Source organism: Rhizobium sp. X9, assembly GCF_018873185.1.
In the GTDB taxonomy this organism is placed as follows: Bacteria; Pseudomonadota; Alphaproteobacteria; order Rhizobiales; family Rhizobiaceae; genus Agrobacterium; species Agrobacterium oryzihabitans.
Genome location: NZ_CP071311.1, coordinates 1,963,328 through 1,975,618 on the forward strand (window position 1 = coordinate 1,963,328; position 12,291 = coordinate 1,975,618).

11 protein-coding genes are annotated in these 12,291 nt (G+C 59.0%); 5 read left to right on the forward strand and 6 right to left on the reverse strand.

What is annotated here, in order from left to right; genetic code table 11:
* Positions 1-22: 22 nt before the first annotated feature.
* From JZY08_RS09675 to JZY08_RS09700, 6 genes are all read right to left on the reverse strand, one after another.
* The gene (locus tag JZY08_RS09675) at positions 23-406 is read right to left on the reverse strand and encodes a hypothetical protein (protein ID WP_137037980.1); all 384 of its coding nucleotides are present in this window, start codon (positions 404-406) and stop codon (positions 23-25) included.
* A gap of 9 nt (positions 407-415) precedes the next feature.
* Entirely contained in the window at positions 416-1,561 is a 1,146-nt protein-coding gene (locus tag JZY08_RS09680) for an iron-containing alcohol dehydrogenase (RefSeq protein WP_216330022.1), read from the reverse strand.
* Positions 1,558-2,946, reverse strand: coding sequence for an aldehyde dehydrogenase family protein (locus JZY08_RS09685; protein WP_137037982.1), 1,389 nt, complete (start codon positions 2,944-2,946; stop codon positions 1,558-1,560). Before JZY08_RS09685 ends, JZY08_RS09680 begins: the two co-directional genes overlap by 4 nt.
* A gap of 18 nt (positions 2,947-2,964) precedes the next feature.
* Complete coding sequence (locus tag JZY08_RS09690; RefSeq protein ID WP_003494807.1) at positions 2,965-4,332, reverse strand: glutamine synthetase family protein; 1,368 nt, start codon at positions 4,330-4,332, stop codon at positions 2,965-2,967.
* 66 nt (positions 4,333-4,398) lie between these two features.
* The gene (locus JZY08_RS09695; protein ID WP_082182671.1) at positions 4,399-5,913 is read right to left on the reverse strand and encodes an amino acid permease; all 1,515 of its coding nucleotides are present in this window, start codon (positions 5,911-5,913) and stop codon (positions 4,399-4,401) included.
* A gap of 226 nt (positions 5,914-6,139) precedes the next feature.
* Entirely contained in the window at positions 6,140-6,913 is a 774-nt protein-coding gene (locus JZY08_RS09700) for an N-formylglutamate amidohydrolase (protein WP_216330023.1), read from the reverse strand.
* 176 nt (positions 6,914-7,089) lie between these two features.
* Between JZY08_RS09700 and JZY08_RS09705 the strand changes: the two genes are divergently transcribed.
* The 5 genes from JZY08_RS09705 (at position 7,090) to JZY08_RS09725 (ending at position 12,202) form a co-directional block, all read left to right on the forward strand.
* Positions 7,090-7,968 (forward strand): MurR/RpiR family transcriptional regulator, encoded by an 879-nt coding sequence (locus tag JZY08_RS09705; protein WP_003494800.1) that lies wholly within the window; start codon positions 7,090-7,092, stop codon positions 7,966-7,968.
* A 290-nt stretch (positions 7,969-8,258) separates the two neighbouring features.
* Complete coding sequence (locus JZY08_RS09710; RefSeq protein ID WP_003494798.1) at positions 8,259-9,365, forward strand: ABC transporter substrate-binding protein; 1,107 nt, start codon at positions 8,259-8,261, stop codon at positions 9,363-9,365.
* A 101-nt stretch (positions 9,366-9,466) separates the two neighbouring features.
* Entirely contained in the window at positions 9,467-10,351 is an 885-nt protein-coding gene (locus JZY08_RS09715; RefSeq protein ID WP_003494796.1) for an ABC transporter permease subunit, read from the forward strand.
* Positions 10,348-11,130: an iron ABC transporter permease gene (locus tag JZY08_RS09720; RefSeq protein ID WP_003494794.1), complete on the forward strand. Its 783-nt coding sequence runs from the start codon at positions 10,348-10,350 to the stop codon at positions 11,128-11,130. Before JZY08_RS09715 ends, JZY08_RS09720 begins: the two co-directional genes overlap by 4 nt.
* 13 nt (positions 11,131-11,143) lie before the next feature.
* On the forward strand, positions 11,144-12,202 hold the full coding sequence (locus JZY08_RS09725) for an ABC transporter ATP-binding protein (RefSeq protein WP_216330024.1): 1,059 nt from the start codon (positions 11,144-11,146) through the stop codon (positions 12,200-12,202).
* Positions 12,203-12,291 lie beyond the last annotated feature (89 nt).

Here is a 12,291-nt window from a genome sequence, read left to right on the forward strand (position 1 = left end):
CGGGCTTCTGACATCTGATTGATCACACCAGCTTTCGGCACGACCCCACATCATCCGTCCTAAGGCGGCCGGCTTTGAGATCTTCGTACTTCGGCAAATTCAGGGAGCTGCCCAGCCTTTTCTCAACGGTTGCACGATCAAGCGTGATCATGCGTCCGGCACTGGTGAAGGACACCATGCCATTCTTTCCGGAATACGCCATAGTCGCGCGCATTTCACAGAAATAGCGGTCTGAGCCCTTGGACAAATTCCATCCCCGGATTCCTGCTTTATTGCTCGACAGAGCTCCGACTTTGTAACCCTGACCGGAAAGCTCCTTGAAAGAAGCGGCCTGCGCCACAAGGGGTAGGCTTAAAAACGCCACTGCAAGCAATGGCGAAAAGACTGAAACTCTCATCGTTGCCATAACGACCCTTTAAAAGCAGTCCTCAAACAATTTCCTGGTATTCTCCAGCGTCATCGGCACCGGATTGCCGCCGCAGCTCGGATCCTTGATAGCTTCCGCCGTCAGTTCGTCGATACGATCAGGCTTGATGCCCATGGCGGTCAGGTTTTCCGGCACGCCGAGTTCCTTGCGAAGCTCGAGCACATAGTCATAGAAGCCGTCGAAACCGCCCGCTATGCCGAGATAGGCGGCCGCACGGGCAATCTTGTCTTCGATGGCCGGGCGGTTGAAGCGCAGCACCGCCGGCATGACGACGGCATTGGTCATGCCGTGATGGGTGTTGTAGACTGCCCCGATCGGGTGCGAGAGCGAGTGAATGGCCCCGAGACCCTTCTGGAAGGCAACCGCCCCCATCGCTGCCGCTGCCATCATATTGGTGCGCGCTTCGATATCCGTGCCATCCTTATAGGCGCGCGGCAGGAATTCCTTGACGAGACGCAGGCCCTCCAGCGCCACACCAGCGCTCATCGGATGATAGAAGGGCGAGGAATAGGCTTCCAGGCAATGGGCAAAGGCATCCATGCCCGTGCCCGCCGTGATGACCTTCGGCATGCCGACCGTCAGTTCCGGATCGCAGATGACGACGCCGGGCAAGAGCTTCGGATGGAAGATGATTTTCTTCACATGGGTCTGCGAATTGGTGATGACGCTGGCGCGACCGACTTCGGAGCCGGTACCGGCCGTCGTCGGCACGGCGACGATGGGCGCGATCTTGGCGGCATCCGCCCGTGTCCACCAGTCGCCGATATCCTCGAAATCCCAGACCGGGCGTGTCTGCCCGGCCATGAAGGCGATTGTTTTGCCGAGATCGAGGCCCGAACCGCCGCCGAAGGCGACGACACCGTCATGGCCGCCATCGCGATAGGCTTTCACGCCCGCTTCCATGTTGATTTCGTTGGGGTTAGGATCGACCTCGGCGAAAATTGCGCGGCCAAGGCCAGCCTCTTCCAGCACATCGAGCGCATGCGCGGTGATCGCCATATTGGCAAGGCCGCGATCCGTCACGAGCAGCGGCTTTTTGATCCCGAGCGTCTTGCAGGCTTCCGCCAGTTCCTTGATCCGGCCGCGGCCAAGCTTGACGGCGGTGGGATAGCTCCAGTTGGCGACGATATTCATTTCGTGACTTTCTTCAGATGGTAGGATTTCGGTCGGGTCAGGTTCTGGAAACCAAGCACGGAAAGCGAGCCGCCACGGCCGGTTTCCTTCACGCCAGTCCAGCAAAGGGCAGGGTCGAGGTAATCCGCGCGGTTCATGAACACGGTGCCGGTTTCGATTTCGCGGCCGATGCGCCCGGCGCGGGCGGCATCCTGCGTCCAGAGCGAGGCAGTGAGGCCGTATTTGCTGTCATTCATCAGCGCGATGGCTTCATCGTCATTCTTCACCTTCATGATGCCGACGGCGGGGCCGAAAGTCTCTTCGGTCATGAACTCCATGGAATGATCGACATTGACGAGCACTTGCGGAGCGACATAAGCGCTCTCGCCGTCATCGGCGGGGAAAAGCTTGGGATCGACCAATGCCTTCGCACCTTTGGCAACGGCATCGGCGAGCTGCGCGCGCACCACCTTGGCGAAACGCTTGTTGGCCATCGGCCCGAGCGTCGTTTCCTGCTCCAGCGGATTGCCAAGCTTGTAGTTGGAAACCCACGCCACGGACTTCTCGACGAATGCGTCATAGAGGTTCTCGTTGACATAGATGCGTTCGATACCGCAGCAGCACTGCCCGGAATTATAGGTGGCGCCATCCATCAGCGTATCGACGGCGGCGTCGAGATCGGCATCCTCCATCACATAACCGGGGTCTTTGCCGCCGAGTTCAAGCCCGAGGCCGGTGAAAGTGCCGGCGGCGGCGCGCTCTATGGCACGGCCGCCTTCCACCGAACCGGTGAAGTTGACGAAATTGAACAGACCTTCGGAAATCAGCGCCGAAGTCGTGCCGTGGTCGAGGAAGACGTTGATGAAGACATCGTCAGGCACGCCAGCCTCGACAAAAGCCCGCACCATGCGCTCGCCCACCAGCAGCGTCTGCGCCGCATGTTTGATGACGACCGTATTGCCGGCCATCAAGGCGGGCGCGACGGTGTTGATCGCCGTCATGTAAGGATAGTTCCACGGCGCGATGACGAAGACCACCCCATGCGCCTCGCGCTCGATGCGGCGTTCGAAATTGCCGCTTTCCTCGATGACGAGCGGCGCCAGCGCATCGGCGGCGATGGAGGCGACGTAGTTGGAGCGTTCGTTGAAGCCCTTGAACTCGCCGCCGTAACGAACCGGACGGCCCATCATATGCGCCAGTTCCGGCACCACCTCCGCCACCATTTCATTGAGGCGGGCGACACCCTTCAGAACCAGCTGAACGCGGTCCTCAAGCGGACGTCGCGCCCAGTCCTTTTGCGCCTTGCGCGCCTTCGAAACGGCGGCCCGCGCCGCCTCCAGCGACATCGCCTCCCGCTCGGCATAAACCGAGCCATCGATGGGCGAGATATTCTGGATCATGGTCATGATGTTTTCCCGTAATGATTAGGCTCGTTCGAAACCGCGCGCCACTTCCCAGTCGGTCACTCGGCGGTCGTATTCTTCCTGCTCCCACCGTCCGGCATGGACGTAATGATCGATCACATCGTCGCCAAAGGCGTTGCGCAGCATTTTCGATCCGTCCAGAAAGGCAGTGGCGTCACGCAACGTCTTGGGTATCTCGCGCACGTCCTTGCCGCCATAGGCATCGCCGACAAAAGCGGGCTCAAGTTCGAGTTTATTTTCGATGCCGTCAATGCCTGCCGCAAGCAAAGCCGCCATGGCGAGATAGGGATTGAGATCGGAGCCGCCGACGCGGCATTCGATGCGGATACCCTTGGTGCCTTCGCCGCAGAGGCGATATCCCGCCGTGCGGTTGTCGAGGCTCCAGATCGCCTTGGTGGGCGCAAAGGTGCCGGCCATGAACCGCTTGTAGGAATTGATATAGGGCGCGAGGAAATAGGTGATCTCGCTGGCATGGGCGAGAAGCCCGGCAACATAATGCCGCATCAGCTCCGACATGCCGTGCTTGGCGTCCTTGTCGAGAAAAGCAGGCGTCTTGCCATCGGCGCTCCAGAGAGACTGGTGAATATGCGAGGAACTGCCGGCGGCGTTGTAATTCCACTTGGCGAGGAACGTCACCGCTTTGCCCTTGGACCAGGCGATCTCCTTGGTGGCGTTCTTGATGATGGCATGCCGGTCGGCCATGGTCAGCGCATCGGCATAACGCACGTTGATTTCCGCCTGACCTGCGGACGCTTCGCCCTTGGAATTCTCGACCGGAATGCCGGCGCCCTGCAGGCCCTTGCGCAGCGCCCGCATGACATCCTCTTCCTTGGTCGTCTGGAAGATATGGTAATCCTCATTATAACCGCTGGCGAGGTTCAGTCCCTTGTAACCGTTGGCGCGCGCCGCATCGAAAGTCTGGTCGAACAGGAAGAATTCCAGTTCGGTCGCCATATAGGCCTTCAGCCCCATAGCCTCCAACCGCGCCACCTGCTTTTTCAGGAGCGCGCGCGGCGAATGCGGCACTTCTTCATGGGTGTGATGATCGAGCACATCGCACAGCACCAGCGCCGTGCCTTCCAGCCAGGGCACGCGCCGCAGCGTCGAAAGATCGGGCTTCAGCACATAGTCGCCATAGCCTTTTTCCCAACTGGAGGATTTGTAGCCGGGAACGGTTTCCATCTCCATGTCGGTGGCAAGCACGTAATTGCAGCTATGGGTTTCCTCAAAGGCGCTTTCAACGAAGAATTCCGCCTGGAACCGTTTGCCCATCAGACGCCCCTGCATGTCGACAAGGCAGGCCAGAACCGTGTCGATGCGCCCCTCGGCGACATCCATTTTAAGCGCGTCGAATGTGTAGCTCGTCATTTTGTCCGTTCCCTCTTATTGTGGCGACCGGGCGGCCGGGATGCGGCCGCCCGTTTCGTTTGAGCATCAGGCCTTTGCAGCCGCTGCGGCAACCGCAGCCTGCTTGTGCTCCAGCGCGAATTCCTCTTCCGGCGACAGGATGAGGCGATGGCGTCCGACAAAGGCGAAATAGGCGATCGCCACGGCGAACCAGACGGCGACCCAGAGCACGCCCTTGGTGAAGTTCGGATCCTGGATCTGGTAAAGCAGCGTGACGATGGCGATGATGACCGTCAGAACCGCGCCCGGAATGCCGAAGGGCGAGCGGAACGGCCGCTCGATATGCGGCAGGTTCTTCCGGAGCAGAATGAAGGAAATCGCCTGCATGATGTAGGAGAACATGGCGCCGAACACGGCCATGTTCAAAAGCACGCTGCCGATGATGCTGCCGCCCTCTTCCGCACCCAGCGAGAACCAGATGACCAGCATGACCGCGAGACCCACAATCGCGCCGGTGATATTGGCAACGTATGGCGTGCGGTATTTGGAATGGGTGATCGACAGCAAGGTCGGGAAGTAACCCGCACGCGACAGCGAATAGATCTGCCGACCCTGTGCATAGAGGATCGTATGGAAGCTGGCGATCAGGCCGGTCAAGGCAACGAGACCCAGCACCACCACGCCGCCATCGCCATAGATCGCCTTGAAGCCATCAAGCAGCGGCTCGAGCGAGGAGCTGAGATGGAAGGCGCCGACGCCCGGCAGGGACGGGTTGAGCAATACGATCATGAAGGCCGAAACCATCAGCGTCACCATGCCGAGAATGATACCCTTCGGCATGTCACGTTTCGGATCGACCGATTCTTCCGCCGCGAGCGGCAGCTGCTCGATGGCAAGGAACAGCCAGACCGCAAAGGGCAGCGTGGCGAGGACGCCCGAGAACCCGAAGGGGAAGAAGGAACCGCCGCCTTCTGGCAGCTCCACCGCCTTGCCGTCAGGGCCGACACCGATATTGAGAGCAAAACGCGAAAAATCGATATTCGGAATGGCGCTGATCCAGAAGAATACCAGAACCGTGAGCGAAATCAGCGTGATGACCAATGTGACCTTGAAGGAAAGCTCAAGCCCGAAGACGTTAAGCGCAAGGAAAATTGCATAAAAGACTATCCACACGAAAGGTGAATAGGCCGGATCGAGCCCGAGAATGGAGTTCACATAGGCCGTGATGAAGGTGACGACGACCGCCGGCGTCAGCACATATTCGACATTCTCGCAAAGCCCGGTAATGAAGCCGCCCCAGGGACCCATGGCCGTGCGGGCGAAGGAATAGGCCGCACCGGTATGCGGCAATGCCGGGCTCATTTCCGCAATCGAAAATGTCAGCCCGAGATACATGATGGCGATGATGATGCCCGCCACCAGCATGCCGCCCCAGCCGCCGGTGGAAAAGCCGAAATTCCATCCGGAAAAATGCCCGGAAATAACCGCGCCGACGCCGAGCGACCAGAGCGACCACACGCCCGCATAACGGGAAAGTCCGCGTTTTTCGAAATAGGATGCGTCAGCCTTCTTGTAGCTGACGCCTGATGATGAACTGTCCATGCCCTTCTCTCCTGATAAGAAAAAAACAAGCCAGTCAGCCATTATTGGCCGATTGTGCCCCAGTTTTCAGCACCTTCGCGAGGTTTCCCGCACTGTGCCGCACGCACTTGCTGTTCCCTTGCCGCTGCATGTCTTTTCGGCTTCATGGCCGGCTTTTATTCGATGGCGGCAGTCTCGTTTTGACGGCCGGCCGCGGTGTTTTCACCGTCGGCCGACCCTTGCTCCCTCACTCATCGATTGATGAGAGCGCCTTCCCCATAAGTTCGTGTAGAAAGCCGGCAATCGCCGACTGGTCCTGCTCGTTGGCGACCAGATCGTTGCGGATTTCGATCATGACATTCAAAAGTCCGTCCGGCAGCGCGTGCAACCGCAGCGTATGCGTCACCCCGTCTTCCGGACCATAGGGATCGTTGCGTCTGACCGTGAGCGCGGAGCCTTCAGCATCCGAAAGCATCGCATCGGCCAGCCGGCTGTCGGTATCGTGCAGGACACCGATTTGAACCTCGCGGAATTTACCGTGATAGACCGGCGTAAAACTATGAATGGTCACCACCACCACTCGGCGACCGGCCGCCTGCCGTTCGGCGATGATCTCGCTGACACGGTCGTGAAACGGCACGTAAAGCGCGGAGGTACGGGCGAAACGCTCCGCTTCGCTCAGATCGAAATTACCGGGAATGTCATAGATTTCGCTTTTCACCGGCATGGCGGAAGGTGATTCGGGCGGACGATTGCAATCATAGACGAGCCGCGAAAACCTTTGATGCACGAGTGTTGCATCAAGGCTTTGCGACAGCAGCCTCGCGACAGCCAGAGCCCCCGGATCCCACGCCGCATGGCTGGAGAGAACCTCCTGCGAAAGACCGAGTGTGCCGAATTTTTCCGGAATGGTGGCGGATGCGTGCTCGCAGACGAGAAGGACGTCGCCCTTCGCTGCGGCGTTCTCGACGCCAACCGCCTGCCCTTCCGCTTCTGTGAAAAACCGTGAACGCACCGTCATGCACGAACCCCACCCGGAACCCCGTCGTTCCACCAATGACGAAAAGAATTCTTCACATTATTGCGAGTGTCAAATGGAATTTTGAAATTTTCTCTTCATTTTGCCATTGACTCGATAGCTGGCGCAGATGTTTATTTTAGCCGATACACCGGCAGAAAGACCGGAAGGGGAAAGATTTGCGCAACGCGACGGCGACCGTGTCGGATGTCATCCATGCCCATTACGACGCGCTGACCCGTTCGGAAAAACGGCTGGCGGAGAGCCTGCTCGGCAACTACCCCGTTTCGGGTCTCGGTAGCATTACCACCATCGCGGAAAATGCCGGCGTCTCGACGCCGACGGTGGCGCGCATGGTGCAGAAGCTCGGTTACAAGGGCTATCCGGAATTTCAGGCGCATCTGCACCAGGAACTGGAAGCAACGATATCGGGCCCGATTGCCAAACACGACCGCTGGGCGACCAATGCACCCGGCCTGCATATTCTCAACCGCTTCGCCGACGCCATCACCGGCAATCTGCGCGATACGCTTGGTGATCTCGACACCGCCGTCTTTGACAATGCCGCGGCACTGCTTTCTGACCGCAAGCGCAGCATTTATTTCGTCGGCGGGCGCATCACCGGCGCGCTCGCCGAATATTTCTTCACCCATATGCAGGTGATCCGCCCGAAAACGACGCTCATGTCGTCGAATTCCAGCGCCTGGCCGCAATATATGCTGAATATGAGCGCTGGCGACGTGCTGGTCATCTTCGACATCCGCCGTTACGAACACGACATGACGACGCTTGCCGAAGTGGCGAAAGCAAACGGCGTGCAGATCATCCTCTTCACCGATCAATGGACATCGCCGGTGGCGCGTCACGCGCTTCACACCTTCCGTGTAAAGATCGAGGCGCCGTCGGCATGGGATTCCTCTGTTGTCACCTTGTTTGTCGTCGAAGCGCTGATCGAAGCGGTGCAGAGCGGCACATGGGACGAAACGAAGGAGCGCATGAATGCGCTGGAGGGTCTGTTTGAGCAGACACGCCTCTTCCGCAGGCCGGACCGAAGTTGAAAACTATATAGCCGGCATCTTGCTTGACGCGGATGCCACTCGCTGATTGGATACCTGTAATCGCTACCAGCACGATAAAACAGGATAATAAACCAAGCTGGGGAACATATCTGACCAATAGGATGATGAGGGGATTCTCCCGCAATTGCAGGCATAAAGCCTGACGATGGCGGAAAATGGGCGTAAAGTGACGGAATCCGGATAAATAAATTGCAATCCAACCGTCACATTAGCTTCATCTACAATCCGTATCAGCGTCCGCAATATGAGAACACGAAGAGGAGAAAAAAGTGATCTCTCACTGCCGCCGACTGCTTGCTACCACCACCGCACTGGTCATCGCCTCCACCGCGATCGCTGCTGCTGAGCCGAGCGCCGAACTGATCGCTGCCGCCAAGAAGGAAGGCATGCTGACGACCATCGCGCTACCGCACGACTGGTGCGGTTACGGTGACGTGATCGCCTCCTTCAAGGCGAAGTATCCGGAAATCACCGTCAACGAACTGAACCCCGACGCCGGCTCCGCCGACGAAGTGGAAGCAGTGAAGGCAAACAAGGACAATAAGGGTCCGCAGGCTCCTGACGTCGTCGACGTCGGTCTCGCCTTCGGTCCGCAGATGAAGGCCGAAGGCCTGCTGCAGCCCTACAAGGTCTCCACCTGGTCGGAAATTCCTGACAACGTCAAGGATGCCGACGGTTACTGGTACGGCGACTATTACGGCGTCATGTCGATGTTCGTGAACAAGGACCTCGTCAAGAACACGCCGAAGGACTGGGCCGACCTGCTGAAGCCGGAATATTCCGGTCAGGTAGCGCTCGCCGGTGACCCGCGCGCTTCCAACCAGGCTATCCTCGGCGTTCTCGCCGCCGGTCTTGCCACTGGCGCGAAGTCCGGCAAGGAAGCCGGTGAAGCCGGCCTGAAATATTTTGCCGATCTCAACAAGGCTGGCAACTTCCTGCCGGTCATCGGCAAGGCTGGCACGCTGGCGCAGGGCGCGACCCCGATCATCGTTGCCTGGGACTATAACGCGCTGTCCTGGAAGAAGACGCTGAACGACAACCCGCCGACAGAAGTTGTCGTTCCTGAGAAGGGCGTTCTAGCCGGCGTTTATGTTCAGGGCATTTCCGCTTACGCCCCGCATCCGAATGCTGCCAAGCTCTGGATGGAACACCTCTACTCCGACGACGGTCAGCTTGGCTGGCTGAAGGGCTATTGCCACCCGATCCGCTTCAACGCCATGGTCAAGGCCGGCAAGGTTCCGCAGGAGCTGATCGACAGCCTGCCGCCGGCAGCAGCCTATGAAAAGGCAATCTTCCCGACGCTCGAGGAAGTCGATGCCAACAAGGCTGCCGTTACCGGCGGCTGGGACAGCGTCGTCGGCGCAAACGTGAAGTAAACTGTTGAAAACGCACCCCGGCCGGTCAAAAGCCGGGGTGCTTCTTTTATGATGTAGACCTTTATATACAGACCGTTTGAAAACGGCGTTTGGGGACAAGGATGCCATCAACCAACACCGGCGGACCATCCGACGCGGGCAGGAAACTGCCGCTGCACTGGATTGGCGTCGTACCTTTTGCCGTTTTTGTTCTGCTGTTTCTGATTATGCCGACGATGAAGATCGTCATCGGCGCATTTCAGCGTACCGATGGCAGCTTCACGCTGGAAAACATTGCCGGACTTTTCACCTCTTCCATTCTCGCGGCCTACTGGATTTCGATCAAGATCAGCCTCGCCTCGGCGGCTCTCGGCTGCCTGATCGGCTTTGCCGTCGCCGCTGCCGTGGTGCTTGGTGGCCTGCCGCAGCGCATTCGTGGACCGCTCCTGACCTTTTCGGGCGTCGCCTCGCAATTCGCCGGCGTGCCGCTCGCCTTCGCCTTTATCGCGACGCTCGGCCCGGTCGGCCTGCTCACCGTGTTTCTGAAGACGCAGATCGGCATCGATCTCCGACTGCTCGGCTTCAACATCCTGTCCTTCTGGGGCCTGACCGTCACCTATCTGTTCTTCCAGATACCGCTGATGATCCTCATCATCACGCCTGCGCTGGACGGGCTGAAGCGCGAATGGCGCGAGGCGGCGGAAATCCTTGGCGCCACCGGCCTGCAATATTGGCGCATGGTGGCCTTCCCCATCCTGCTGCCGTCGCTGCTCGGCACCATGTCTCTTCTGTTTGCCAATGCCTTCGGCGCGGTGGCCACCGCAATCGCGCTCACCGGCTCCTCGCTCAACATCGTGCCGATCCTGCTCTTCGCGCAGATCCGCGGCGATGTTCTCGGCAATCCGCATCTCGGTTACGCGCTCGCCTTCGGCATGATCGTCGTCACCGGCATTGCCAATGCGCTTTATATCTGGCTGCGCGCCCGCAGCGAAAGGTGGCTGAAATGAAGCGTTTCTTCGCCTGGGGCGCGCTGGTCTTCGGCCTTCTTTATTTCGCCCTGCCGCTGATCGGCATGACCAACTTCTCGCTGAAGATGCGGCGCGGAGAATATTCCTTCGACGCCTATGGCAAGGTGCTCACCGACCCGCGATTTCAGGAAACCTTCAGCTATTCGGTGGTTATGGCGCTGTTCACCATCGTCTTCGGGGTTTTGCTGGTCGTGCCCACCGCCTATTGGGTGCGCCTGAAACTGCCGCACCTGCGCCCCTATATCGAGTTCATCACGCTCCTGCCGCTGGTCATCCCGGCCATCGTCATCGTGTTCGGTTACATCAGGCTTTACAACACCTCCAGCTGGCTGCCGCTGACCGGCACGACCTTCGGCACCAACCTTCTGCTGATGTTCGGTTACGCCACGCTCGCCTTGCCCTATATGTACCGCGCCGTCGATACCGGCCTCCGAACCATCGATGTGGCGACGCTGACAGAAGCGGCGCAGAGCCTCGGCGCGGGCTGGACCACCATCCTGTCGCGCATCATCCTGCCGAATGTTCTGGTCGCCGTGCTGTCAGGCGCATTTTTGACCTTCGCCATCGTCATCGGTGAATTCACCATGGCGGCCCTTTTGAACCGCCCGGCCTTCGGCCCCTACATGCAGCTGCTCGGCGCCAACCGCGCCTATGAACCGGCGGCACTTGCCGTGATTTCCTTCGGCATCACCTGGGGTTGCCTCGGTCTGATCCAACTCGTTTCACGCTACCAGAAGGGCGCGCCTCCCAAGGCCTGAGGACAAGATTTTCATGAGCTTTTTGACACTTAGCAACATCAAGAAATCCTTCGGTTCCGTGCAGGTCGTGCATGATTTCGACATGGCCATCGAAAAGGGCGAGTTCGTCTCCTTTCTCGGCCCGTCGGGCTGCGGCAAGACCACCGTGCTGCGCATGATCGCCGGTTTTGAAATCCCGACTGGCGGATCGATCGTCATCAATGGCAAGAACCAGACGACGCTCAGACCAAACCAGCGCAATATCGGCATGGTGTTTCAGGCCTATGCGCTGTTCCCCAACATGAATGTCTACGAGAATGTCGCCTTCGGGCTCAAAGTCGCCGGCAAGCCGAAAGCCGAGATCGATGCGCGCGTGAAGGAAATGCTCCAGCTTATCCATCTGGAGCATCTCGCGGACCGCTACCCCTATCAGATGTCGGGTGGCCAACAGCAGCGCGTGGCACTCGCCCGTGCCCTGGCACCGAAGCCGGAAGTGCTTCTGCTGGATGAGCCGCTCTCCGCGCTCGACGCCAAGATCCGCGTGTCGCTGCGCGAGGAAATCCGTCAGATCCAGCAGAAGCTCGGCATCACCACCATTTTCGTGACCCACGATCAGGAAGAGGCCCTGTCGATCTCTGACCGCATCGTCGTCATGAATTCCGGCCGCGCCGACCAGATCGGTTCGCCCTTTGAAATCTACAACAAACCCGCAACCCGCTTTGTCGCTTCCTTCGTCGGCACGCTGAACCTGATTGACGCAACCGTCATCGATTCCTCGACCAACGCCATCCGTGTCGGAGAGCAGCAGATCACCCTCCACAAACCTGTCGATGCCGCAAACGGTGAAAAAATCACCCTCGCGCTTCGCCCGGAAGCAGGCGCGCTCGGAGCCGATGCGAAGGGCGATGTCGCTATTTCGGGCGTCGTCACCTCAAGCCAGTTCCTCGGCTCCGTCATCCGCACCCGTCTTGATCTCGGTGGTTCGACCCTGTCTTTCGACATGTTCAATGATCCCGGCACAGCACCACCCGCCCTTGGCGAACAGGTAACGCTCAAATTCGCAGCGGGCGATCTTATGGTGATCAAGGACTAAAGCGCTTTTCCAGACGCAAAACCGCTTCGCCCATTTGCGGGACATGGTAGAGCAGGTATGACTTCGAACCTGCATACCAACTATGTGAG